General features: G+C 48.7%; 25 protein-coding genes. 4 read left to right on the top strand and 21 right to left on the bottom strand.

Going from position 1 to position 25,907, the window contains the following annotated elements; genetic code table 11:
- Window positions 1–11: 11 nt before the first annotated feature.
- From carA to murJ, 8 genes are all read right to left on the bottom strand, one after another.
- The gene (gene carA, locus HLG76_RS09245) at window positions 12–1,151 is read right to left on the bottom strand and encodes a glutamine-hydrolyzing carbamoyl-phosphate synthase small subunit (RefSeq protein ID WP_077669408.1); all 1,140 of its coding nucleotides are present in this window, start codon (window positions 1,149–1,151) and stop codon (window positions 12–14) included.
- Between the two features lie 466 nt (window positions 1,152–1,617).
- On the bottom strand, window positions 1,618–2,421 hold the full coding sequence (dapB, locus tag HLG76_RS09250; protein WP_021023297.1) for a 4-hydroxy-tetrahydrodipicolinate reductase: 804 nt from the start codon (window positions 2,419–2,421) through the stop codon (window positions 1,618–1,620).
- Window positions 2,422–2,557: 136 nt separating this feature from the next.
- Complete coding sequence (gene ispH / locus HLG76_RS09255) at window positions 2,558–3,502, bottom strand: 4-hydroxy-3-methylbut-2-enyl diphosphate reductase (protein ID WP_175993522.1); 945 nt, start codon at window positions 3,500–3,502, stop codon at window positions 2,558–2,560.
- A gap of 9 nt (window positions 3,503–3,511) precedes the next feature.
- Complete coding sequence (gene fkpB / locus HLG76_RS09260; protein ID WP_077669400.1) at window positions 3,512–3,943, bottom strand: FKBP-type peptidyl-prolyl cis-trans isomerase; 432 nt, start codon at window positions 3,941–3,943, stop codon at window positions 3,512–3,514.
- Between the two features lie 43 nt (window positions 3,944–3,986).
- Window positions 3,987–4,496 carry a signal peptidase II gene (lspA, locus tag HLG76_RS09265; RefSeq protein WP_175993523.1) on the bottom strand — a complete coding sequence of 170 codons (510 nt, stop codon included), beginning with the start codon at window positions 4,494–4,496 and terminating at the stop codon, window positions 3,987–3,989.
- Window positions 4,496–7,321: an isoleucine--tRNA ligase gene (ileS, locus tag HLG76_RS09270; RefSeq protein ID WP_175993524.1), complete on the bottom strand. Its 2,826-nt coding sequence runs from the start codon at window positions 7,319–7,321 to the stop codon at window positions 4,496–4,498. The genes lspA and ileS overlap by 1 nt, the downstream gene beginning before the upstream one ends.
- A gap of 28 nt (window positions 7,322–7,349) precedes the next feature.
- Window positions 7,350–8,291 (bottom strand): bifunctional riboflavin kinase/FAD synthetase, encoded by a 942-nt coding sequence (gene ribF, locus HLG76_RS09275; RefSeq protein ID WP_175993525.1) that lies wholly within the window; start codon window positions 8,289–8,291, stop codon window positions 7,350–7,352.
- 91 nt (window positions 8,292–8,382) lie between these two features.
- Window positions 8,383–9,954 carry a murein biosynthesis integral membrane protein MurJ gene (murJ, locus tag HLG76_RS09280; RefSeq protein WP_175993526.1) on the bottom strand — a complete coding sequence of 524 codons (1,572 nt, stop codon included), beginning with the start codon at window positions 9,952–9,954 and terminating at the stop codon, window positions 8,383–8,385.
- Between the two features lie 275 nt (window positions 9,955–10,229).
- Between murJ and rpsT the strand changes: the two genes are divergently transcribed.
- Window positions 10,230–10,490, top strand: coding sequence for a 30S ribosomal protein S20 (gene rpsT, locus HLG76_RS09285; RefSeq protein WP_077646827.1), 261 nt, complete (start codon window positions 10,230–10,232; stop codon window positions 10,488–10,490).
- A 78-nt stretch (window positions 10,491–10,568) separates the two neighbouring features.
- Here the strand turns inward: rpsT and HLG76_RS09290 are convergent, their stop codons facing one another.
- The 4 genes from HLG76_RS09290 to nhaA all read right to left on the bottom strand — a co-directional run bounded on the left by HLG76_RS09290 (window position 10,569) and on the right by nhaA (window position 13,366).
- On the bottom strand, window positions 10,569–10,874 hold the full coding sequence (locus HLG76_RS09290) for a metalloregulator ArsR/SmtB family transcription factor (RefSeq protein WP_021023305.1): 306 nt from the start codon (window positions 10,872–10,874) through the stop codon (window positions 10,569–10,571).
- 66 nt (window positions 10,875–10,940) lie between these two features.
- On the bottom strand, window positions 10,941–11,834 hold the full coding sequence (nhaR, locus tag HLG76_RS09295; protein ID WP_077661339.1) for a transcriptional activator NhaR: 894 nt from the start codon (window positions 11,832–11,834) through the stop codon (window positions 10,941–10,943).
- A 73-nt stretch (window positions 11,835–11,907) separates the two neighbouring features.
- Entirely contained in the window at window positions 11,908–12,192 is a 285-nt protein-coding gene (locus HLG76_RS09300) for a hypothetical protein (RefSeq protein ID WP_021023307.1), read from the bottom strand.
- Complete coding sequence (gene nhaA / locus HLG76_RS09305; RefSeq protein ID WP_077461730.1) at window positions 12,161–13,366, bottom strand: Na+/H+ antiporter NhaA; 1,206 nt, start codon at window positions 13,364–13,366, stop codon at window positions 12,161–12,163. Before nhaA ends, HLG76_RS09300 begins: the two co-directional genes overlap by 32 nt.
- 434 nt (window positions 13,367–13,800) lie before the next feature.
- On the opposite strand from nhaA, the gene HLG76_RS09310 reads away from it, so the two are divergent.
- Complete coding sequence (locus HLG76_RS09310; protein WP_077669395.1) at window positions 13,801–14,949, top strand: Na/Pi symporter; 1,149 nt, start codon at window positions 13,801–13,803, stop codon at window positions 14,947–14,949.
- 141 nt (window positions 14,950–15,090) lie between these two features.
- Here the strand turns inward: HLG76_RS09310 and HLG76_RS09315 are convergent, their stop codons facing one another.
- The 5 genes from HLG76_RS09315 to rppH form a co-directional block, all read right to left on the bottom strand.
- Entirely contained in the window at window positions 15,091–15,930 is an 840-nt protein-coding gene (locus HLG76_RS09315) for a thymidylate synthase (protein WP_021023310.1), read from the bottom strand.
- 89 nt (window positions 15,931–16,019) lie between these two features.
- On the bottom strand, window positions 16,020–16,817 hold the full coding sequence (lgt, locus tag HLG76_RS09320) for a prolipoprotein diacylglyceryl transferase (RefSeq protein WP_021023311.1): 798 nt from the start codon (window positions 16,815–16,817) through the stop codon (window positions 16,020–16,022).
- A 12-nt stretch (window positions 16,818–16,829) separates the two neighbouring features.
- Window positions 16,830–17,636 (bottom strand): sulfite exporter TauE/SafE family protein, encoded by an 807-nt coding sequence (locus HLG76_RS09325; RefSeq protein ID WP_101494559.1) that lies wholly within the window; start codon window positions 17,634–17,636, stop codon window positions 16,830–16,832.
- A complete protein-coding gene (ptsP, locus tag HLG76_RS09330) occupies window positions 17,636–19,894 on the bottom strand; it encodes a phosphoenolpyruvate--protein phosphotransferase (RefSeq protein ID WP_077679359.1) in 2,259 nt (752 codons plus the stop codon). Before ptsP ends, HLG76_RS09325 begins: the two co-directional genes overlap by 1 nt.
- Before the next feature lie 12 nt (window positions 19,895–19,906).
- Complete coding sequence (rppH, locus tag HLG76_RS09335) at window positions 19,907–20,419, bottom strand: RNA pyrophosphohydrolase (protein ID WP_021023314.1); 513 nt, start codon at window positions 20,417–20,419, stop codon at window positions 19,907–19,909.
- A gap of 622 nt (window positions 20,420–21,041) precedes the next feature.
- Here rppH and mutH point away from each other — a divergent pair.
- Entirely contained in the window at window positions 21,042–21,713 is a 672-nt protein-coding gene (gene mutH, locus HLG76_RS09340) for a DNA mismatch repair endonuclease MutH (protein ID WP_368656354.1), read from the top strand.
- A 7-nt stretch (window positions 21,714–21,720) separates the two neighbouring features.
- On the opposite strand, the gene HLG76_RS09345 is transcribed toward mutH, so the two are convergent.
- Complete coding sequence (locus HLG76_RS09345; protein ID WP_077461734.1) at window positions 21,721–22,023, bottom strand: DUF6482 family protein; 303 nt, start codon at window positions 22,021–22,023, stop codon at window positions 21,721–21,723.
- Between the two features lie 208 nt (window positions 22,024–22,231).
- Between HLG76_RS09345 and HLG76_RS09350 the strand changes: the two genes are divergently transcribed.
- Window positions 22,232–23,266 carry an NADP(H)-dependent aldo-keto reductase gene (locus HLG76_RS09350; protein WP_021023317.1) on the top strand — a complete coding sequence of 345 codons (1,035 nt, stop codon included), beginning with the start codon at window positions 22,232–22,234 and terminating at the stop codon, window positions 23,264–23,266.
- Window positions 23,267–23,357: 91 nt separating this feature from the next.
- Here the strand turns inward: HLG76_RS09350 and HLG76_RS09355 are convergent, their stop codons facing one another.
- The 3 genes from HLG76_RS09355 to HLG76_RS09365 form a co-directional block, all read right to left on the bottom strand.
- Window positions 23,358–23,588 carry a hypothetical protein gene (locus HLG76_RS09355; RefSeq protein ID WP_175993528.1) on the bottom strand — a complete coding sequence of 77 codons (231 nt, stop codon included), beginning with the start codon at window positions 23,586–23,588 and terminating at the stop codon, window positions 23,358–23,360.
- A 413-nt stretch (window positions 23,589–24,001) separates the two neighbouring features.
- A complete protein-coding gene (locus tag HLG76_RS09360) occupies window positions 24,002–24,934 on the bottom strand; it encodes a GNAT family N-acetyltransferase (protein ID WP_175993529.1) in 933 nt (310 codons plus the stop codon).
- 108 nt (window positions 24,935–25,042) lie between these two features.
- Window positions 25,043–25,843: an EAL domain-containing protein gene (locus HLG76_RS09365; RefSeq protein ID WP_175993530.1), complete on the bottom strand. Its 801-nt coding sequence runs from the start codon at window positions 25,841–25,843 to the stop codon at window positions 25,043–25,045.
- Window positions 25,844–25,907 lie beyond the last annotated feature (64 nt).

Here is a 25,907-nt window from a genome sequence, read left to right on the forward strand (position 1 = left end):
AACGACTCCGATTAGGCGCGATGTTGTTTGATAAGGTCGATAAAATGGTCAAAAAGAGGCGCCGCATCATGCGGTCCTGGACTTGCCTCTGGGTGGCCTTGGAAGCTAAAGGCGGGTTTTTCAATATGATGAATGCCTTGTAAGCTGCCATCGAACAAAGACACATGGGTCGCCCGCAATGTGTCTGGCAAGCTATCTTTATCGGCCGCAAAGCCATGGTTTTGGCTGGTGATCATCACCACGTCTCGGTCTAAATCTTTCACCGGGTGATTGGCACCATGATGGCCAAATTTCATTTTCACCGTCTTAGCACCGCTCGCCAGTGCTAAAATTTGGTGGCCCAAGCAAATACCAAATAAAGGCACGCCTTTCGCTAAGAAGGTTTGCGTCGCCGCAATCGCGTAGTCACACGGGGCTGGATCGCCAGGACCGTTGGATAGGAAAACTCCATCCGGATTCATCGCCAGCACCTCGTCTGCGGGTGTGGTGGCAGGCACCACCGTCAAACGACAGCCACGGTCAACCAGCATACGTAAAATGTTACGTTTGGCACCAAAGTCATACGCCACTACGTGATAAGGCAATTCACTATCAGGTAAAGCATCGGGTAAGCCTTGATGAAGTTGCCAAGAGCCTTGTGTCCAGCTATAGCTTTCCTGAGTGGTCACTTCTTTGGCGAGATCCATGCCCTTGAGGCCAGGAAAATCTTGCGCGTTAGCCAAAGCCAATGCTTCATCCACGCTGTCGCCAGCGACAATGCAACCATTTTGCGCCCCTTTTTCACGCAACAAACGGGTGAGCTTACGCGTATCAATGTCGGCAATGCCAACAATGTTGTGTTGCTTGAGGTAATCAGAAAGGGATTGTTGATTGCGGAAGTTGCTAGCTAAGAGAGGGAGATCACGAATCACGAGGCCTTGAGCGTGAACTTGGGAGGATTCTTCGTCTTCGGTATTGGTGCCGGTGTTGCCAATGTGGGGATAAGTAAGAGTGACTATTTGACGGGAATAAGAGGGGTCGGTGACAATTTCTTGATACCCCGTCATCGAGGTATTGAAAACCACTTCTCCCACCGCGGAGCCATCCGCGCCGATCGGGGTACCGTGGAACACTGTCCCATCTTCTAGGACTAAGAGCGCAAACTTGCTCAAGACAACCTCCAGTTTATATAAAAATGCACTTTTAACGACTAACGCTGCATTTACGTATTCCATCTAAGATCAAAACCCGCGTCAAGCTGAATTTTGACAAATTGCGCGCATTCTAGGGATGCATGGAGAAGCTGTCAATCAAACCCGCGTTTTTTTGTTTTCTTTATTCACCACTCAATAGATTTCCTTATCTAAGCCGCCATAAAACACAGCTTAAATCGACTTTACGGTACAAAAAACACCCAAATCACTGCCAGCATCATTACGTAAGACACAATATCTGTCTAAAAAAATAAAAGCTCATTAGCAAACGTTTACCTTTACTTTTAACACCTGATAAATACAGTCTCGTGCAAAAATAGCGATATGAGCCCAGTAAAAAATAGATAAAGCTGGAGGAGCAACACAAACAGAGAGGGCGTTTTACGTATAAGCAAAAAACATCGCGCCGAAGCGCGATGAATAGTTATTTTAAATCGAGGACATCTTGCATGGTATAAAAACCCGACGGGTGCTGATTGAGCCAAACCGCTGCACGGACCGCGCCTTTGGCAAAGGTATTACGGTTTGAGGCCTTGTGCGTGATCTCAACACGCTCACCGATATCGGCAAACATCGCAGTATGTTCGCCAACAATGTCACCGGCACGAAGGGTGGCAAAACCAATCTCGTCTTTGCTGCGCTCGCCCGTATTCCCTTCTCGCGCATAGACAGCCACATCGCTGAGGTTGTTACCCATTGCCCCCGCAATCGCTTCGCCCATACCTAGCGCTGTGCCTGAAGGGGCATCCACTTTATGGCGGTGGTGGGCTTCAACAATTTCAATATCGCATTCCTCCCCCATCACTTTGGCGGCTTGCTCGAGCAACTTAAACACTAGGTTCACCCCCACACTGTAGTTGGGCGCCATGACTAAGGCAGTTGACTCAGCGGCCTCATGAATGACTTGTTTTTGCGCCTCGTCAAACCCGGTGGTGCCAATGACTAATTGTTTACCTTGTTGTTGGCATAACGCCAAATGCGCCATCGTGGCCGATGGTGCGGTAAAGTCGATAATCACGTCGAAGTCATCACTGACATTAGCAAGGTCGTCCACCACGTTAACCCCTAAACGGCCAATTCCTGCCAACTCACCCGCATCTGTGCCTACTAGGCTAGATTCAGGGCGCTCACTCGCCGCGCCCAATGTTGCGCCCGAGTATTGTGCAACCGCTTGAATAAGGTTGCGGCCCATTCGTCCAGCCGCGCCTGCAATGGCAATACGTACCATGATTTTCCCCTTTGTCACTTTGCCAGCAAATTGGCTCCTTGATCGTAACTGACCACTCTAGCGCGTTCCCTGGCACTTGTATATTGGCGAAAAAAAGGGAAGCTTTCGCTTCCCTTTTTGGTCTGGATCATCACGGTTAAGTGACTTCACGAATTTGTAATTCCTTCGGCACTTCAAAGAACATGTTTTCTTCTCGTCCAGAGAGATTTTTAACCTCTGTGGCACCAAGCTGCTTGATGCGCTCGATAATATGATCCACCAGCTCTTCAGGCGCCGATGCCCCTGCCGTGATCCCAACGGTATGCTTGCCGTCTAACCAAGCGGGGGCAATGTCTTGTGCTGTATCAACCAAATACCCAGGCGTACCTAGCTTTTCAGAAAGCTCACGGAGGCGATTTGAATTTGAGCTATTTTTCGACCCAACGACAATCATCACATCACAGCTTTGCGCAAGATCGCGTACTGCATCTTGGCGGTTCTGTGTGGCATAACAAATATCATCTTTGCGCGGGCCTTGGATATTGGGAAATACCTGCCGCAAGGTATCAATCACATCTGCCGTTTCATCCACAGACAGTGTGGTTTGACTGACATAGTGTAGGTTATCTGGATCGTTGACCTTGAGGGTATAGACATCGTCTGGGGTTTCGACCAAATACATGCCACCCGTTTCGCTGGCGTATTGACCCATGGTGCCTTCCACTTCTGGGTGGCCCGCATGGCCTATCAGCACCACTTCCATGTTTTTGCGGCTTGCGCGCGCCACTTCCATATGGACCTTGGTCACCAATGGACAGGTGGCATCAAACACGGTCAATTGACGCGATTTCGCCTCGTTCCGCACCGCTTGTGATACACCGTGTGCAGAGAAGATCACAATACTGTCGTCAGGCACTTCGCTGATCTGCTCAACAAAAATCGCCCCACGCTGCTTTAACCCTTCCACGACGAAACGGTTGTGCACCACTTCATGACGCACATAAATCGGCGGTTGATAGATTTCTAACGCTCGTTCAACAATACTGATTGCACGATCGACGCCCGCACAAAAGCCACGGGGATTGGCAAGTAGGATCTTCATGACTACGCCTTATTGCACACTTATAATTTCAACGTCAAAAATGACGGTTTTACCCGCCAAAGGATGATTAAAGTCAACGGTGACTGAGTCGCCAGAGACCGCGGTAATAATCCCCGGAATTTCTTGCCCTTGAGGACCACTAAACGCAATGATCGCACCTTCTTCGGCGGGTGTTTCTCCTCCGAAATGGCGGCGATCCATATAATGAATATTATCAGGGTTTGGCTGCCCAAAGGCATCTTCAGGCGCTAAGGTAAAGCTACTCGAGGCGCCTTCTTTTAAGCCCAGTAAGCAGTTTTCAAAGTTTTCGGTCAGACTGCCGTCTCCCATCACCAATTTCGCAGGCTTCCCCGCATTATGGGTGGTATCGGCCACCGAGCCATCTTCAAGCTTGATGGTAAAATGCATAATCACTTCGCTAGCGGCGCTGATCGCTTTCATGATTCATCCTTTTTGAAAGTCGGAGTGTGCAGATAGATACGCATTATCCCTGCTTGGTCGATGACGCGTCCTGACGAAAACTTTCCAGAATCACCAACGCCGCCCCCAAACAAATCGCGGAATCCGCCAAGTTAAACGCCGGCCAATGCGACGTGCCAATGTAAAAATCTAAAAAGTCGATGACATAACCATGAACAAGCCGATCAAATAAATTACCCAATGCGCCGCCGATGATCATCGCATAGGCAATATTGATCAGCCGTTGGCTTGCTGGGGTGGTCCGCATCCAATAAGCCAGTAATCCACTGACTCCTAGTGCTATCACGCTAAATAGCCAACGCTGCCAGCCTCCAGCATCACTCAAAAAACTAAAGGCTGCGCCATGGTTATGCACGTAGGTAAGATTAAAAAAAGGCAACAGTTCAATGCGGTTAGCAAACCCGTATTCCATGGTTTGCATCACCAGCCACTTACTACCAATATCGAGCGCAAACACCAGAGGCGCCAGCCAAAGCCAGCGCCATCCTGATTGCGAGAAGGAAAGAGTCTGCATCACGCAAATTGGCGAGTTTCGCCTTCTCCTGCAATGTTGGTCACACAACGGCCACAGATCTCTTCATGGCCAGCAATGGTGCCCACGTCGGCGACGTGATGCCAGCAGCGTTCGCACTTCGCCGCACTTGAAGCCGTCACCTCAACAGCAAGGCCTTCAACATCCGTTTTCGTCGCAGATATTGGGGATTCACCGGCGACCACAGTTGCTTTTGACGTTAACAGCACAAAGCGAAGTTCATCGCCCATTAAGCGCAGTTTTTCGGCAAAATCGGCGGGCGCATACAGGGTCACTTCGGCTTCTAGTGAGCCACCAATGACTTTTTCGTTACGGGCCTGTTCAAGCGTTTTATTGACCGCATCGCGTACGTTTAACAATTTCGCCCAGAACGCCTGGTTAAGGGCTGCACTGTCTTCTAGATCAAATAGGCCGTCATACCAGACATCGGTAAAGACAAACTTGCTACGCTCACCCGGCATTTCATTCCAAATTTCATCCGCCGTGAACGACATAATAGGAGCCATCCAACGGACCAAGGCTTCGACAATGTGGAACAGTGCCGTTTGGCAGCTTCGGTGCGCATGGCTGCCGGCTTTCGCGGTGTATTGGCGATCTTTAATAATATCGAGATAAAAAGAGCCCATCTCAATCGAGCAGAACTGCATCAAGCGTTGCGTGACTTGGTGGAAATTACAAGCTTCAAATGCTTCTGTAATTTCTTGCTGTGCCGCCAACGCACGTCCCACCGCCCAACGATCAACCGCGACCAAATCGTCTGGGGCAACCAAGTCGGTTTTAGGATCAAAACCATGTAGGTTAGCCAGCAAGAAACGCGAGGTGTTGCGGATACGACGATACGCATCGGCGCTGCGTTTTAGGATCTCATCCGAGACGGTGATCTCACCGGTGTAATCGGTTGATGCCACCCATAAACGCAAAATATCGGCACCCAGCTTGTTCATCACGTCTTGCGGCGCGATGGTGTTCCCCAAAGATTTCGACATCTTGCGGCCTTTGCCGTCAACGGTGAAACCATGAGTCAGCACTTTTCGATACGGGGCCTTTTCTTTGATGGCGACCGAGGTCATTAACGATGATTGGAACCAACCACGGTGCTGATCCGACCCTTCGAGGTACATGTCAGCTTCTTGGCCGTTGAACTCGTCACGCTGGTTAACCACCGCATAGTGCGTCGCGCCTGAATCAAACCATACATCGAGCGTATCCAGCACTTTCTCGTACTGGTCTGCTTCATCGCCAAGCAGCTCGTTAAGATCCAAATCCCACCACGCTTGAATGCCCGATTGCTCTACCCGCTGTGCAACCTGCTCAATCAGGTTAATCGTATCGGGGTGAAGCTCTGACGTTTCTTTGTGAACGAACAAGGCAATGGGTACGCCCCAGGTACGCTGACGAGAAATACACCAGTCTGGACGGCCTTCAACCATGGATTCAATGCGGCTTTGCCCCCAGTCAGGGATCCATTCAACGTTTTTGATCTCTTGTAAGGCTTTATCTCGCAGACCGGCTTTATCCATGCCGATAAACCACTGTGGCGTCGCTCGGAAAATAATCGGCGTTTTGTGGCGCCAGCAGTGCGGATAGCTGTGTTCATAGGCATGATGATGCAGCAGCGCGCCATGCGTTTTAAGCGTCTCAATGACATTATCATTGGCTTTAAACACGTGCTGACCGGCAAACAGTGGTGTATCAGGTAAATACACACCATTGCTCCCCACAGGATTGGCCACTTCTAGGTCGTATTTTTTCCCCACCACGAAGTCTTCTTGGCCGTGTCCAGGCGCAGTGTGGACAACCCCCGTACCCGACTCAGTTGTCACGTGATCGCCAAGGATCACCGGCACGTCAAAATCATAAAATGGGTGTTGAACACGTTGCAGCTCTAACGCTTCACCTTTACAAAAACCAAGGTTGTGATAGTGCTCGATACCAGCACGATCCATCACGTCTTTGGCCAACTCTGCCGCCAGAATTAAGCGCTGTGGCTGCTCGCCTTCGACTTGAACCAGCACATATTCCAGATCCGCGGACACAGCAACGGCGCGGTTAGCCGGCAGAGTCCAAGGCGTCGTCGTCCAGATCACCGCCGAAACAGGCCCTTCGCCTTGATGCTCACCAGCAAGGGTAAAGGTGTTCACGAGCGCCTGCTCATCCACCGCACGGAACATGACGTCAATCGATGGAGACGTCTTGTCTTGATACTCGACTTCGGCTTCGGCAAGGGCTGAACCACAATCCGTACACCAGTGAACCGGTTTAAACCCTTTGTGCAAGTGGCCATTATCCGCAATCTTACCCAAGGCACGAATGATGCTAGCCTCAGTCTTAAAGTCCATGGTGAGATAGGGTTTATCCCACTCACCTAACACGCCAAGACGTTTGAAGTCGGCTTTTTGACCTTCCACTTGCTTGGCCGCGTATTCACGACATTTTTCACGGAACTCGGCGGTGGAGATTTTCTGACCCGGCTTGCCCACTTTTTTCTCTACCATCAATTCGATAGGTAGACCGTGGCAGTCCCAGCCAGGGACATACGGTGCGTCATAGTCCGCCAGCGTTTTCGATTTAATAATAATGTCTTTGAGAATTTTATTAACAGAGTGACCAATATGAATGTTGCCGTTCGCGTACGGAGGGCCGTCGTGCAAAATAAATGTTTTTTTGCCGTGTTTCGCTTGACGGATTGCACCGTAAAGATCTTCATCATACCAACGCTTGAGCATATCAGGCTCGCGCTTAGCAAGATTACCTCGCATCGGAAACGCAGTTTCCGGCAGGTTTAAGGTATCTTTGTAGTCACTCATTGATTATTGATTCCGTATGGAGGTTACTCTAGACATTATTGCCATCAGCCAGCCACGCACGCGCTGCCGATGCATCTCGTTGAATTTGCATTTTTAATGCGTCTACTGACGCGAATTTGGTTTCATCACGCAATTTGTGCAGTAGGCTAACTTCTAATTGTTTGCCGTATAAATCGAGCGTTTGATCGAATAGATGCACTTCTAACTGCTGATGGGTGCCATTGACCGTCGGTCGATTACCCACGTTGGCAACGCCCGGCAAAGATTGCCCTGCACGCGCACCGGACACGGTTACCGCGTACACACCCGATACAGGAGAGACTCGCCGCTTAAGCAGCACATTCGCGGTAGGAAAGCCGATCGTACGTCCAAGCTTTCGCCCATGCGCGACCCGCCCGCAAATACTGTAGGGTCGCCCCAACATATCGGCTGCCGCCTCTAACTGGCCCGCGAGAAGCGCATCTCGTATTGCGGTGCTACTCACCCGTCGGTCGCTGACACAAAAGCTTTCGGTACTCACCACCGCAAAGTGATGCTCTTTCCCGGCTTGCTCTAATCGAGAGAAGTCACCGGCACGCTTGAGGCCAAAGCGAAAGTCGTCACCCACTACCAGAAACTTAACACCCAATTGATTGACCAACAAGCGATCAACAAAGGCATCCGGGCTCATGGCGGCAAATGCTGGTGTAAAGCTGACACACAACAGCCTATCCACGCCTAACTTAGCCAGCTGAGTATATTTGTCGCGCAGCCGGGATAAACGTGCAGGGGCCTGATCGCCTTGAAACAATTCGAGCGGTTGAGGCTCAAACAGCATGACAGTCGCAGGCAAATCGAGGGCCCTGGCCTTCTCGACCACTTGGCGCAAGACCGCTTGGTGCCCAAGGTGGACACCATCAAAGTTACCGATGGTGAGTACACAGCCTCGGTGTTTGGCCCGGATATTGTGAATGCCTCGAATTAATTCCATCGCCTGCTGACTATTTGAACTATAAAAACTGGCGGATTATATACTAGTCAGCGCTGGCAATCAGCCCTGGATTGATATTCCGCGCTTACCATCATCCTCGGTGGCGGATATCGCCTAATCTCACACCAAACATCACTGCCGTGATCAGATAGAGGCTCCCTCCGCCAAGAATACAGCCAGCCAAGCTAATGCTGCGAGAGAATAATGGCATAGCCACCCATTGTGACAAACTTGGCATTAAAACATAAAGCCCAATAACCATGGCACAAACAGCCACCAGTAACTTAACAATAAACATCACTGTTTCCCGAGAAAGGCGATAAATATGACGACGGTGTAGCCCTTGATACAACAGGCCTGCATTAATCAGCGCCGATAAGGCCGTGGCCATTGCTAGCCCCACGTAGCTGAAGAAATAGGCAAAGATCGCGTTAAAGACCATATTGCTGACCATTGCGATGACACCGTATTTGACCGGTGTTTTAGTATCTTGGCGAGCATAATAACCAGGCGCCAGGACTTTGATCACCATAAAATTGACTAAACCACAAGCATAAGCCACCAGAGAAAGACTGGCCGCCTCCACGTCAGGTACACCAAATTCACCCCGCATAAACAGCACCATCAACATGGGCTTGGCGAGCACAATTAATCCAGCCATGGCGGGGATCCCGAGTAGCAGAACCATACGTACGCCCCAATCCATGGTCGCAGCAAACTGATCCGCCGATTTATCGACATGTTTTTTGGATAACGCGGGCAAGATCACCGTCGCAATCGCAATGCCAAATAACCCCAGTGGGAACTCTAATAAACGATCGGAGTAATACAGCCAACTGATAGAACCCGTCATTAAGAAGCTAGCAATAAAGGTATCGAATAACAGATTAATCTGACTGACGGATACCCCAAACAATGCTGGGATCATTAACTGTCGAATTTTGACAACGCCGGGATGATGCCATCCCCATTTAGGCCGCACGAGCATCCCCTCTTGCGCTAAAAAAGGCAGTTGGAACAAAAGTTGGATCACACCGCCTGCAAACACACCGATCGCAAGACCTATTTCAGGTTGTGCCAAATGCGGGGATAGACCGATCGCCGCAGCAATAATCGCAACGTTTAAAAACACCGGCGTAAAGCTGGAAACTGCAAATTTATTCAGCGTGTTAAGGATAGCCCCCGATAGCGCAACAAAGGTAATAAACCACAAATAGGGGAAAGTGATTTTCAACATCAAGCTGGCCAACTCAAATTTTGCACCATCAGGCCCGCCGTCTAGCCAATCGACAAACCAACCGGTACCAAACAACGCGGCTAAAACGGGCGATCCGACCACACCTAGCAATGTCACAACAGTGACCAGCCCACCAAGCGTGCCGACCACATTGGCCACCAACTCGCGTGAGTAGGCTCGGGTGGTATCATCTTTATCAAGCGCCTGGTATTCGGTTAATACCGGCACAAACGCTTGTGAAAATGCCCCTTCGGCAAATAGACGACGCAAAAAATTAGGGATTTTATTGGCAAAGAAAAAGACATCGGCGGCCGCACCCGCGCCCATTAAGTTGGCAATGACAACATCGCGCACCAATCCTAAAACACGGGACACTAATGTCATGGTGCTCACGATGAGCCCAGAGCGTAAAAGTCGCTTACTCACGGTTACCTCTTGAAAACACGTGCCCGATGCGCGCGTTGCTTCTACTTTTTCGCCCCTGGCGATACGCCGAAAGGGAGAACAAATCGAAATATAGGTGACGTCGGGGCTGAAATGCTGATAGAATCAGCCGCCATATTAACTGTGATAACCCCGCAGCGCCAACACTACCTTGGAGCGGCGGATCTTTGCACAAATGAATTGACAATAGAGGCAAAAAGAGGCATAGTCCTCCGCCTTGAAATGTCACCGAACAAAAAGATTTGGGAGTTAGACCCTTGGCGAATATCAAATCTGCTAAGAAGCGTGCGATCCAGTCTGAAAAGCGTCGCCAGCACAACGCAAGCCGTCGCTCTATGATGCGCACCTATATGAAGAAAACTGCTTCAGCAATTGCTGCAGGCGACAAAGAAGCGGCAACTGCTGCTTTTGCACAAGTTCAGCCTATTCTTGATCGTTCAGCCACTAAAGGCCTGATCCACAAGAATAAAGCAGCTCGTTACAAAGCAGCATTCTCAGCACAAATTAAAGCGCTGTAAGATTGCTCTTTGCATAGAGATAAAAAAACCGGCCTTGGCCGGTTTTTTTTTGCTTATCACTTGTTGCTTACCCAGGTGCTAACTCACGGTTTCGCTGCAGTAGAGATCATGTAAAAGCTGAATGACAGCGACGACTTCATCACTTTTTAGCGAATAATATACCGTCTGCGCCTCTTTGCGCGTTGTCACCAGACCATCTTTTCGTAACCAAGCGAGATGCTGCGATAAGGCTGACTGGCTCAGAGGAACCCGCTCCACTAACTGCCCCACCGACAATTCACCTTGTAGTAAATAACACAGAATAAAAAGGCGTTTTTCATTGGCCATGGCTTTTAGCAGGCTGACTGCCTTAGGCCCATTCTGCTGCATGCGGGCTAAATCCATTCAACTTCCATCATCAGTTAATACTCAATGGCACGAGTCTAGCACGATCTTTATGCTAGCTTGTAACTAAACAAACAAGTGACTGTAATCTGCTTCACAAATCCTTTTGACCGCTGGGTGCTGAATCATACGTTCCGCAAAGATAACGAAATATTCCTCTTTTACCACACTCAGCTCAGCAATTTGTATCGCTTGACCCAAACGGGTGACTTCCTCAGCATAGGTCGTAGGTGCAATAAATAACGCTTGATGACTAATCCCAAACGCTTTCATTAAGGCGGAATCGTCAAATTCTCCCAGAATATTAGGTACGATGCCTTGTTGATCAAACCACTGCGTTAACTTACGTCCCATTGCGGTCGATTTGCTAGGAATTAAGACTTTCTGTGTCGCTAAACGTATGGGTAACGGCACATCGGGGTCTTCTGCAGGGTTTGAGGAATATAAGCTCATGCTACTTTCACCTAACTTGACGCTAAATAAGCCGGCCTGTTGGGTCGAATCTATCGGGCAGTCTGAAAGGATCATATCTAATTTATGCTCTGCGAGTTGCTCAAGTAGCATTTCATGCGTGGATTCAAAACAGCGCAGGTGGATGGCGTTATCGTGAGGTATCGCATGCAAGAGAATTTGGCTAATCAGCCGCTTCGATAATGCATCAGCAACCCCAACATCGAATAAGATATTCTCTTGCTGACTGTAATTGACAATATCTAGCATTTCGTAGCTCAGACCAAACATACGATCAGCATATTTAAAAACCAGCTGGCCGAGCTCAGTGGGCTCCACGTAGCGCCCATTGCGTTTAGTGAGCTTACCATTTAAGCGCTGTTCCAGAGCCCGAATTTGCCCAGTAACGGTTTGTGGTGTTAAACAAAGCTTATCCGCCCCTTGGGTGATTGAACCTTGCTTGCAGACCATCCAGAAGTAGTACAGGTGGTTGTAATTTAGGTGAGCCATGCTGATAGATAAAAAAACGCCAGACGAAGCAGCTTACGCTGCCTCTCTGGCGCCTTCAAGTGGCATACGCGTTTTAGTTTTTCACATCGTCTTTATCAAGCGGCTTTCTTACCCGCTCACCCGCTCGATGCTCTAAAGCACGCTCTGAGAAGCTTGAGGATTTATCTTGTTCTTCTCTGTCAACCTTATCAACGTTCGATGTCACCATCGCCTTTCCGGCCGCGACACCTGCGCGATAGGCTTGGCAAACATCGCTTTGGTCTTGCTTTCCGTTGCAATACATATCTTGGTTTACCGCCATGGCAGAGCCAGAGACGGTAACCAGGCTAGTAATCAACGCCAGTATTACCTTCTTCATACTCGTCTCCTTGTTCATCTGCAAGCGCGCTGGCTGGTGGCAGTGCAAAGTGCAACACTACGTAGCCAATCACGGCCGCCAAGGTCGATCCTATCAAGATACCAAGACGAGAGAGTGTGACGAACTCGCCATTCACACCAACAAAGGCCAGTGATGAGATAAAGATAGACATGGTGAAACCAATACCACAGAGCACTGACACGGCAAAGATATGGGTGAAATTCACGCGTGCTGGCAGTTTGGCAATACCTAATTTCACTGCGGCCCAACTAAAGGTAAAGATCCCAAGTGGTTTACCCAGAAGCAAGCCTAAGGCAATACCTAGCGGCAACATTTCCGTCAAGTTAGCCAGTGATACACCGTCAAGCGATACCCCAGCGTTCGCGAACGCAAAAATCGGCAGAATCAGATACGACACGTATGGATGCAGCGCATGTTCCATTTTTTTCAATGGCGAGGGTGCATCATCCGTTTTACCTTTAAGCGGGATGGCAAAACCAAGCACCACACCGGCAAGCGTCGCATGAACGCCCGATTGCAACACGCTGAACCATAAAATCAGTCCAACCACGACGTACGCAGGAATACTGGTCACTTTGCGCATATTCATCGCCACCAGTACCACAGTGGCTATAAAGGCTGACGCTAGGGCTACCAGCGATAAGTCGCTACTGTAAAACAGGGCAATGATCACAATCACCCCGAGATCATCAATGATCGCCAATGCCAGTAAGAATACTTTTAACGCAAGCGGGACACGATTACCCAACAACGCCAACACACCGAGCGCAAACGCGATATCCGTAGCAGCTGGGATAGCCCAACCAGACACGGCCAGTGGGTCGCCCCAGTTGAACGCCAAGTAAACCAGTGCGGGAGCAAGCATACCTCCGATCGCTGCAACCGCAGGGAAGGTGGCTTTGTCTTTTGAGTTTAGGGCACCTTGAACCAACTCACGTTTAACTTCCAAACCAATCAGCAGGAAAAAAATCACCATCAGGCCATCGTTGATCCAATGACCAACGGATAAGCCTGCTACATAGGTATGAAGCGTGCTGTCATATAAAGGCTGTAAATCCGAGTTCGCTACGAACATCGCTAATACCGCCGCTACAATCAGCACAATACCTCCTGCGGATTCCATTTTCAGAAACTGACGAATGACATCAGTCATTTAGAGCACTCCATACAATAAAAGTGGATTTCAGTAGTCTAGACAGTCAGACCACTTTTAGAAAAATCGTTTGTTCTGATAGTAAACATCGGGAAAACCGATGTTAAAACTAACTTACCATTGATTTATTCGTAGTCTAACGCTTTTATATCCTGTTTACCGATTTATAGCTTAACGCTTTCTCTCTAGCATAGTGTCGATTTCAACCTTGTTGTTACATTTTTATCTCTGTTTTTTCCAGCCGTGTATTTAGAGACAAATAACGCTAGGAATCAGGGGGGTAACAGCGCTTTTACTGCGGCATATCCGTGCCAAGATCGTATTTTCAACTCACTGCAGTATTTATGTCATATTTCTGAAATATTCCCTTTTTACTATCGCCTCAGATTTTGCTTTGACACTAAACTGACATCGAATTGTCACGGAGATATCTTATGACTCCCCATGCTACAGCAGTAGAGGCAACTCAGAGCTCCTCAAATTGGTTCCGTTGGACCAAGCTTGCCGTCATGCTTTACCTCCTGCTCGTGGCCGTTGCCATGGTAGGAAGCGGCTTTAAATGGGCCGTAGGCGACGAAGCGAAGACGCTCTTTGCGTTTGCGTCTCATCCCGTAGCTGGCTTAATGATTGGTATTGTTGCCACTGCATTGATTCAGTCTTCAAGTACCGTGACGTCTATTATCGTCGGCCTGGTCGCGGGTGGCTTGCCGGTTGAAGCGGCGATTCCCATGGTAATGGGAGCCAACGTGGGTACCTCAGTGACTAATACTATCGTCAGTTTAGGCCATGCCCGCTGTAAAGTAGAGTTTAGTCGTGCCTTTAGTTGTGCCACTGTTCATGACTTCTTTAATCTCTTTGCCGTAGCTATTTTTCTCCCACTCGAAATGGCGTTTGGAATACTGAATAAAATTTCTGGCTGGTTGGTGTCTCCACTGGCACAAGCGAACGATATGAGTATCAAGGGGTTAAACTTTATTAAGCCATTGACCAAACCCGTCGTTAATGCTGTGCAATCGCCCTTGGATGCTATCTTTCCGGGCAACATTGGTGGCTTCGTGATGATTGCCATGGGGATTGTTACTATTGTCGTTGCCATCACCGTGATGGGTCGCGTGATGAAAAAACTGATGGTGGGTCGGGCAAAAGACATGCTTAAAAATGCTATCGGTCGCGGTCCATTGCACGGTATTTTCTCAGGCTCAATCGTCACTGTGTTGGTGCAATCTTCATCAACGACCACTAGCTTGATGGTGCCATTGGTCGGCTCAGGCGTGTTAAAGGTGCGTGATATTTATCCATTCACATTGGGCGCAAACATTGGTACCTGCATTACCGCGTTACTTGCCGCCACAGCCGTCACGGGCGAGTTCGCCGTCTTTGCGCTGCAAATTGCATTAGTACACCTTAGTTTTAATATCCTAGCCACCGCGCTTATCTTTGGTGTGCCGTTTTTACGCGAATTACCGCTCAAAGGTGCAGACTTGTTGGGCAAAATGGCCGCCAAATCAAAAATGGCCGTCCTCGTTTATATCAGTTTAGTCTTTGTTGTGATTCCAGGCAGCATTGTCTTCTTATCCCAATAAGCCTGAGATTTAGGTCACACACAAAAAACGCAGCCAGCTGGCTGCGTTTTTTTATTGAAAATTGGCTCAAGATGACACCAAGTCGTATCGCCTCGTTAACGTTACTGCCTATCAAACAGCAATGCGTTAAACAGCTATGTGTTAAACCGCAATCGGCGCTTTAATGGTCGGATGCGGATCGTAGCCTGCAATCTCAAAGTCATCGATTTTATATTCAAAGATAGAGGCAGGCTTGCGTTTAATAGTCAATGTCGGCAACGCACGCGGTTCACGCTTTAGCTGTTCATGGACAATATCATCGGTCAGATGGTTATGATAAAGGTGAACATCACCGAAAGTATGGACAAAATCACCGACCGCTAGGTCGCACTGTTGCGCCACCATATGGGTGAACAGCGCATAGCTGGCAATATTAAACGGCACACCCAAGAAGTAGTCTGCACTACGCTGATAAAGCTGGCATGAGAGCTTGCCATCCGCCACGTAGAACTGAAACAAACAATGGCAAGGGGCCAAGGCCATTTTGCCTTGCTCCGCGTTCTCTGACGGGCTGATGGACTCATCCGGCAAATCGGCAGGGTTCCACGCTGTGATAATATGGCGACGCGAGTTGGGTTTGGTTTTAATTTGCTCGATCAATTGCGCAATCTGATCCACGGTTGAACCATCTGGACACGCCCAAGAGCGCCACTGAGCACCATAGACGGGACCGAGATCACCTTGCTCGGTGGCCCATTCATCCCAAATACGTACCTTGTTGTCTTGTAAGTACTGGATGTTAGTCTCGCCGTTAAGAAACCACAAAAGCTCGTGGATAATCGCTCGGGTATAGAGTTTTTTGGTCGTTAACAGTGGAAAGCCTTCAGCAAGGTCGAACCGTAGTTGGCGTCCAAATATCGATCGCGTTCCGACACCAGTGCGATCTCCCCTATCTGTCCCATTATCGAGAATATCCTGCATCAACGCCTGATACTGCTTCATAGTGTTTCCTATCATTGACCGAACAAACAAAAGGCACCGCATAGGGTGCCTTGGTGTGATAAACAGTATATCTGATTACGCGACATTAATCATGGTGCAGGCCTGCGCTTGTAAGCCCATAGAATCATCAATGCGCCTGCCACAATCATTGGCAACGAGAGTAGCTGCCCCATGCTTAACAGATCACCAAACAGTCCAAGATGTGCATCTGGCTCGCGGAAATACTCCACGGTAAAGCGGAATGTGCCGTAACCGGCCAAGAAAAGCCCCGAGACCGCCCCCATTGGGCGTGGCTTTTTAATGTACATATTGAGGATCACAAATAACGCGACGCCTTCTAATGCAAACTCATAAAGCTGCGAGGGATGGCGTGGCCACGGGCCCCCGGTTGGAAAGACCATTGCCCAAGGCACATCCGTGACGCGCCCCCATAGCTCACCGTTCATAAAGTTGCCCAACCGGCCAGCGCCAAGGCCAAATGGTACTAACGGCGCAATAAAGTCAGCCACGGTAAAAAAGTGACGCTGCGTTTTACGTGCATACCATGCCATGGCGGTGATCACACCCAACAGACCACCATGGAACGACATGCCTCCTGTCCATACTTTGAACAAAAACAAGGGGTCGGCGATAAAAGCATCCAATTGGTAAAAAAGCACATAGCCAATGCGTCCACCCAATACCACGCCAAGAAAGCCGGCAAACAGCAGATCGCTGACTTCTTCTTTGTTCCAACCACTGTTGGGTTTTGTCGCACGATGGTTTGCCAGCCAAAGAGCAAACACAAACCCTAACAAATACATCAACCCGTACCAGCGTACCGCTATGGGGCCTAACTCGATTAATACCGGGTCGATTGACGGAAAGGTGAAATAACCTTCAGCCATGAATTTGATCCTTTATTTCAACAACATGCTAGCGCCGACAATAACAAGAAAGACGGCAAAAATACGTTTTATTTGCTCAGTAGGTAACTTCACCGCAAGCTGCGCGCCTACCCGTGTCATCCACACAGACGTGGAAACCACCCCGAGCAACGCGGGTAAATACAAGTATCCGACACTGAGTGGCGGTAAGGGTTCCGTCTGTCGCCAGCCCAACCACACAAAGCTAATCATGCCACCGAACGCTAATACCGCTCCCCCCGCTGATGCACTACCTATTGCTTGATGCATGCTGACCCCACGCCAGTGTAAATATGGAACAGTAAAGGATCCGCCACCAATGCCTGCCAAGCTAGAAAGCGTCCCAATCAAGGTTCCAGCCGCAGAAAGCCGCCACCAATGCGGCAATGGGCGCGCTTGATAGACGCGGCGATTAAGTAACATTTGCAGTGCCATCGCAAGCACAATCACACCAAATAAACGGGGTAGCCAATCAGGAGGCAGCAAGTCAGCAAATCCGGCCCCAAGACTACCGCCTAACAGCATGCCAGGAACAAGAGCTTTGACCGCCTCGACATGCACATTACCTAAGCGAAAATGCCGCCATGCCGACGCACTTGAGGTCAAAACGATCGTTGCTAACGACGTCGCCAGAGCAATGGGCATCACCACCGTCGGTGAAATGCCAAAAACCGGCAATAGAAACGTTAAAGCGGGTACCACCACCAGTCCACCGCCAATGCCAAGCAGCCCTGATAAGGTACCTACGCACGCACCGACTAGCATGCAGACCACAAACAACAACAGTGTTAGGCCAGTGATCATCGCATTTGTCCGATTTTGACTAACGCTTCAAGCCCATGTTCGGCCAGAAAGGCTTCGGTCGATGCTCGAATCGCATCAGGGTCGTCTAATGTCAGCATAGTATTCGCCTGCACCACTAGCGCCTCATGCGGTAATCGACTTAACAGATATTTGATTTTGGCGACATTCCGAGTGTTCATACTCAGTTGCTGGTAACCCAATCCCACTAATAATGCTGCACCCACAGGATCGCCGGCCAACTCACCGCAGACACTTACCAGTAATTGATGGCGCGCACCCATGGTTGCAATGGATGATAAGGCATGGAGTACTGAAGGATGCAGGGCATCAAAAATATCCGCGACCCGCGCATTATTGCGATCAACGGCGAGTAAATATTGGGTCAAGTCATTGGTCCCTACCGATAAAAAATCGATATCACGCGCGATATTATCCAACTGATACAAAATAGAGGGGACTTCGACCATGATCCCGAGCATAGGGATATTAACGCTCTCACCCGTGCTCTCGGCCTCTTGGCTGACCTCTTGATACGCGCGGCTGACCAAGGTTTTCGCTTCCAATAACTCATTGCGGCCAGAGATCATTGGCAGTAGTAACTTAAGGTTATTTAAACCTATGCTCGCGCGTAACATGGCACGGACTTGGATCAAAAAGATATCCGGATGATCCAAGCTGAAGCGAATACCGCGCCACCCCAGAAAAGGATTATCTTCTTCCACACTTAGGTAAGGAAGCGGCTTATCTCCACCGATATCCAACGTACGCATCACCACAGGCTTATCAGGGTAACTGGCAAGAATGGCGCGATACTGTTTCACTTGTTCGTCTTCAGAGGGGAACCGGCGTAACATTAAAAAAGGGACTTCAGTGCGAAAAAGTCCTACCCCATCCACCCCTTGATTAATCGCAATTTGACTATCGGCACTAAGACCGGCATTTAAATGGACCTCAACCCGGGTGCCGTCTTGGGTTTGTCCCGGGCTGGCCAGTGCTGTCTCAAAGGTCGATTGTAAGCTGGCTTCTTCTTGAACCAATTGCTGGTATTCGTTGATCAAGGCCTCGGCAGGCTCGATCATTAATATCCCTTTGTGTCCATCGAGGATAACGGTTTTGTGGTGCAAGCGTGAGGGAGAAAAGCTGACCCCCATGATCGCAGGGATCCCCAATGCCCGCGCGAGAATGGCAGCATGAGAATTAGCCGCTCCCTGTTCGGCGACAACGCCTGCCAGTAAGGTACGAGGAATCGAAGCCAGCATACCGGCTGTCAGCTCGTGAGCCAGTAACACAACCGGTGATGAAATCGCTGGAGCACTGCCTGCCGGGGCCATCAAAAAATAAAGTAATCGCTGACCCAGTTCTTTTACATCGTCTGCGCGCGCTTTGAGATAAGGATCGTCCATCAGGGAAAAGCGCGCGGAAAAGGCCTCCACAGTTTGTCGCACGGCCCACGTCGCTTCATCACCTTGCTGGATCCTGACCGTTATGTCTTCTCGCAACATGGGATCATTGAGCAGATGTACAAACAGATCAAAAATCGCTAATGCGTCTTTTTGTAGCTCCTTATCAAAGCGCTTACGCAAACGCCGGAACTCGGTACTGGCCTCATCAATCGCGGCGTCTAAGCGGTCGAGCTCTCGCGACACATCGAGACTGCTTGCCGGAGCAACGTCCTCTAGCCTTGGTTGCGACTCGTCGCACCAAGCTTGAGCAATACCGATCCCCGGTGACGCCGGCATCCCTTCAAGTAAAATAGGCGATCGGGTACCTTGCCACCCCCCTTGCGCATCCGCATGGGCAAATACCACCGCCAACTGCGCGGCTAAGGTGACAAGAAACGACTCTTCACTTTCATCAAATTGACGCGGTTGGTGTTGCTGAACGACTAATACGCCCAGCACCTTTTTGCGATAAATAATGGGCGTACCCAAAAAAGATTGAAACGCATCTTCTCCTGTCGCTGGAAAAGGTTTAAACGCAGGATGTCGTCGTGCATAAGCGAGGTTTAAAGGCTCAGCTCGTTGACCAACCACGCCAACTAACCCGTCACCAAACGACATCGACACTTGCGCCGACGGATCGAGCCCCTGCGTTGCCATCAAATCAAAGCTTTGTTGCTCAAGGTTGGCGAGATAGACAGAGCAGCACTCGGTACGCATTGCCAAGCAGGTTTGTTGCACCAACGTATGCAGCGCCTGATCGAGATCGGCTGACACTGCAACGCTTTGCACAATATTCCTTAACTGCGTGAGCACCGAGTTTCTCCTTTACCCTCGCTTATTTTTACGTCGAGGTTTGCGTTCTTTAAAAGGCATCGCAAGCGGCGCAAACTCTTTCATTGCACGCCGATAGACTTCACGCTTAAATGCCACGACTTGACGCACAGGATACCAATAACTGACCCAACGCCAGCCATCAAATTCCGGTGTCCCGCCACGCAAAACGTTCACGTGTGACTCATCACACTCAAGCTTAAGCAAAAACCATTTTTGCTTTTGCCCAATACATACGGGTTTAGAATCCCACCGCACCAAGCGTTTCGGTAATTTATAACGTAACCAATGTCGACTAGTCCCCAAGATGCGCACATCTTTTTTGGTCAGTCCAACTTCTTCATACAATTCACGATACATGGCTTGCTCAGGACTTTCTCCTTCATCAATACCACCTTGTGGAAACTGCCATGAATGCTGACCATATCGACGAGCCCAGAGTACTTGACCGTGGCCGTTACAAATTACTATCCCCACATTGGGACGATAGCCATCGCCATCAATCACTGGACAACCTCAATGATAAATCTCTACTGAACCTGATTTTTTCACAAAAAGCGGCTGAGGGTAAACAAACATTGTGGATTGACCTTCTTTTTTGCGCTCTCGTCGTCATCTGAGGATAACTCACTCTCTAACAGGAAGTTATAAACATAGCAATGAGAGTTTGCGCACATTTATTCACGCTTTCTGTGGATAGATTTGTGAAGAAGCCTAGAAAAAGTGCATTAAAGCATCAGGTATCGATCATCTAACGGAAGGAAATATTGTCATACAAACAAAATAAGACCTTAAATTCATAAACTTAAAAGTAATTCGTTAAGATAGGATCCTTGACAAGATCCGACGATCATTAAATACGCACAGATCGCTCAAAGATCCACCAGTTAGTGAATTATCCACATCGATAGCTCAAAAAAACGACAGATCAGCTCTTTTATCCATTTTTCTCTGATTTTTATTACTGTATATATGATCATGTGCCTCATTTACGCGCATAAAATGATGCCCATGTGGATAACTAAAGGACAGTCATGACATTCTCTCCCCAAGGATCCACTTGCAGCACTGATGACAGTTCTCGATAATGCACGACCGTTATGCCCATAAACAGGATCGAGCCACTGTGATACATCCTCCTGAGTCTGAACAGATACTGATGGACCGAGCACTAGAGCTTGCAGGTCTGACGCTGGGTGAAGTGAGCCAGTCACAAGCGATAAGCTGTCCGGAAACACTCTCTCGGGAAAAAGGCTGGATCGGTATGTTACTCGAGACCTGTTTAGGTGCCAATGCGGGGAGTAAGCCTGAACAAGACTTCGCACATTTGGGGATTGAGCTAAAAACCATTCCCGTCAACCAAAACGGTAAGCCTCTAGAAACAACCTTTGTCTGTGTCGCACCACTCACTGGGATTGCGGGGGTACGTTGGGAAACCAGCCATGTAAGACAAAAACTATCACGCGTGTTATGGGTCCCAGTGGAAGGCGAGCGTGATATTCCCGTGGCGAAGCGACGGATAGGGACCCCCCTGCTGTGGTCTCCTAGCTCAGAAGAAGACGCATGCTTACGCGCCGACTGGGAAGAATTAATGGATTGGGTGGCATTGGGACGCGTGACCGAAATCACGGCACGTCAAGGCCAATACTTACAATTGCGGCCCAAGGCTGCTAATGGCAGCGTACTCACCGACGCCTTTGGGCCTCATGGCGAGCCAATTCGAACGCTACCACGTGGGTTTTATTTACGGACACAATTTACCCACCAGATCCTGACCCGTTACTTCCTCGATCCACAATAATAGCGCCTTAAAATCGAATCGGCATGTCTTCGCGACACCCAGGCTCCCCACCGGTCGCGAACTCATCATAGGGATCCATTAAGCGTAACACGCCCTGTTCAATGCCAAGCGCCTTGAGCTTATCCCCCACTTGTCCCACATGATCAAACTGCATCACCTCGCCGGTTTGATCGGAACGTAAAGGCTCGAGCTGCTTCTTGATTTCGACTTCTACCGAATACTTGGCGCCTCCCGCATGAGCCATGATGTAGCATTGCGGACATGACTGGGGATCCGCGCGCATCCACGCCTTGAGTTGTGCATAGTTCATTTGACTTTCCTCTTGTCGCTTTCTTTGGCGCCTGTTGCTACCTGACCCAATACACCCCATCGCCCGGCAATTCATGGCGTCACCCATACAAGTAATGGTTAAAGTTTGCACACCTGTCAAGCCGAGCGGTGCGGTTAAACCGCTTTCGATTAAAGGCAAAATTCTCTACTATGGACTGCCATAGGTCGATTGCAGACAAGGAGACAGGATGCAATACCACCGTTTGCCCCATTCCTCGCTAGACGTGAGTAAAGTGTGTCTTGGCACAATGACATTTGGTGAGCAAAATAGTGAAGCCGACGCGCATGCTCAGCTCGATCTTGCTTTTGAGCGCGGTGTTAATTTTATCGACACCGCAGAGATGTACCCCGTCCCCCCAAGCCAACCGACACAAGGTTTAACCGAGCAATATATCGGTAACTGGCTGGAAAAGTCGGGAAAGCGCGATCGTGTGATCCTCGCCACTAAAGTGGCTGGCCCGCGCAATGTTCCTTACATCCGTGACAACATGTCGCTCAACCGACGTCATGTGCATCAAGCCGTTGAAGATAGTCTGACGCGACTGAAAACCGACTATATCGATTTGTATCAAGTCCATTGGCCGCAACGGCATAATAACTGTTTTGGTAAGCTCAATTATCCTTATCAAGACGAGCATTCTGGGGTGACGATTTTGGATACCTTGGATGCACTGAACGAGCTAGTACAAGCGGGAAAAATCCGTTATATCGGCGTTTCTAATGAAACCCCTTGGGGCGTGATGCGCTATTTGCATCTGGCAGAGAAGCACAGCCTCACACGTATTGTCTCTATTCAGAATCCGTATAACCTGCTTAACCGGACGTTTGAGGTGGGGCTCTCTGAGATCAGCCACCAAGAAGGGGTGGAGTTATTGGCTTACTCACCGCTTGCCTTTGGCGCACTGAGCGGTAAATATTTGCAAGGTGCACGTCCAAAAGGCGCACGCTGTACACTGCATCAACGCTTCGCCCGTTATTTTACTGAATCAGGGCAAAAGGCCACACAAGAATACGTCGATCTGGCTCAGCGTCATGGTCTTGATCCGGCGCAAATGGCGCTGGCGTTTGTGAATACGCGTCCCTTTGTCGCCTCTAACATTATTGGCGCCACCACACTCAAACAGCTAGAGAGCAATCTCGACAGCTTGGATCTGACACTGAGTGATAATGTGCTTGCCGGTATTGATGAGATCGCTAACCGCTACCCTAACCCCTGCCCTTAGATCGCAAAACGGCAACCAACTTGGCTGCCGCGCAGTGTTTTATGCGAGGATGGGGCGGCGTATCAACCGATACGCCGCTTTCTGGGGCCCATTATAGCCACCGCCATCGTCGTCGCCATGTCACCAGATAACGTTTTGCCGCAAATTGTGTGCTAATGGGCAAGGCATCTTGCTTGTCAGGCACAATACCAATATCACGCTGTAGGTGACGATTTAACGCCACATTTGTGTAGCGATAACGGTGTGTGCTCGCACGACGCTGACGAATCGCATCCAAACGAACCAGTGCTTGGGCTAACGGTAATAAAGATAGTTGAGTCATGATGGCTCTCCTTTTGGGTTATAGGAGGCCACAGGCATAAAGCGAGGTGGTACTGCAAATTAGCCGCGTTATACCTGCGGCCAATTACAGTTGGACGCAGAGTCAGATGCGTGAGCGGGTATCCTGAGCCGAATCGTTGGCACAGTGACGCGCAGAGGCAAAAATGACATCGAGTTTTTTCATCGGAAAATAAGTCATGGCATTTACCTCCTAGGCATATGAATCTGCGTGAATGGAAGTGATAGTATTCAATAAATTATAACTAACATCAATAAGTTATATTAATATTACTCAAATAAAGCGCAACACTCTGTCTAGCTATGAAGGCATACGGGATTGTGCGATTAATTATCTCTCTGTTTGATAATTCGTAGATATTTGTCCCGCTGCTACCAGCGTGTATGAAAACACGGTTAAGCAAGCTCGCTTTGCGAGTAATGATTTAACGTCCTAAAATGCGAAAACCCAGCTTGCCAATAGAAATATTTGAGCCCATCACCATAGGTTGCCACATATACATGCCTGAAGCCTTGATGCTTCAGCGAGGTCATGACAAAACGCAGCAGAATCGTTCCTATGCCTTTTCCTTGATATTGAGGTGCGACAGCAAACGGTTCCAGATACACACTATTATCGGAATGATTTTGCCATCCAGTACACGCGGCAATCACTGTGTTTGGATAGAGTGGGTCGACTAAACAAAAATCTAAATCCTGACGATAATTAGGTGCGTTTTCCGTCATTGTATAACTTGATAATAAATCATAATGCGAACGAATCTGAAACGCCGAAGCAACACATTCCATCCGGCTTTCATACAAGCAGGGATCGACGAGGGTGCTAAGTAGATAATGACTGGTTGCCGAAGACTGCGTATGTTGATTTAAGTCACAGACAAGTAAATACTCCTGCCCGATATCCTGATCGAAACCATGCTCTTTAAGTAACGTTATTAGCAGGTTATCATCTTGATCCGCCCAACATGTCATCCTTTTTCGTCCACCTTCTAGGCAATAATTCGTCTCCATTGCCCAGCCCAGCATTTGCTTAAGTGAAGCATATCGATGCTCTGAAGCTGTAAAGAAAAAGCTGTTGAAATCGGCAGCCTCAGACAGAGCGATGCCCACTAGCTTGCCATCACTATCTCGCCACAACGACACATGGTCTTCCCAGTCAGTAATCCCTCTCTTCTCGAATAATGGTTTAACCAAATATCGCGCATATACAAACCGGCTCGGGTGCCAGCAAGCATCTACCGTCCTCTTTTTAAACAACGAATCAAAAAAGCGTTCCACTTCATTAAAAGCATCACTATGATATTCAAAAACTTTAAGTGGGCTAGTCATGTGCTTTCTCTATCACCTTATATCTATACAAAGTGTCATAAACACACGACAAAAAACATAGTACTTAGGGGCTAATTTCTACACTGTGATTACTAATACAAAATACATTTACATATTTTCTTCCGTTAACCACCAATGCGGGAGTTGTGGTCGATACATATAATACCCTTGCACATAGGGGATCGTTATTTCTTTTAATTTACTCACTGTCATCTCATCTTCTACCCCTTCTGCCACGATCTGTACCCCTTCTTTTCTACCATAGCCACATAGGTAGGTTAAAAAGTCCAGACAGGGTTGTGAGACAATGGATTCACTCACTAGCTTTTTGTCTAGTTTGACCTGATAAAGAGGAAGGTTAAACAAACTGGTGATTGCACTCATTCCTGCACCAAAATCATCAATCGAAAGCTTAAATCCAAATTGATTAAGCTTTTCGAGCACTGCGTTAACTTTCATCCCTCCGTCCAATGGATAAGACTCAGTGACCTCCAATACGATGCGTTCAGGGGATAAGTGGTACATTTTGACAATATTGAGAATATCTTCAACGACATTAGGATAAGTGAGTTGTTGAACTGAGATATTAATGTTAATCATTGGTCGAGTCTCAAACAACTTATCGTAATCAGTGAGGAATTGGCAGGCTTGACTGAGCACCTCTAGACCGAGTGCATGGATATGACCCAAATGTTCAGCAATAGGGATAAACTCATCAGGAGATATTGGCCCTATGATAGGATGCGTCCACCTGGCGAGGGCTTCAAAACTAAATATTTCTCCGCTTTTTACCTCAACGATCGGCTGTAAAGCTATATGGATACCGCATTCTTTAATTGCGTTTATAAGCGAGTCTGTGATCTCAAAATACCGTTGTTCTCCGCTACATAACCGTTTATCAATGGTCATATCAAAACCTATGTAGCGTCAATTATCTTGGCCGGTTTTCCGACAATTATCCTGGCCGGTTGAT

This window comes from Salinivibrio sp. EAGSL (assembly GCF_013366455.1).
Classification (GTDB): domain Bacteria; phylum Pseudomonadota; class Gammaproteobacteria; order Enterobacterales; family Vibrionaceae; genus Salinivibrio; species Salinivibrio costicola.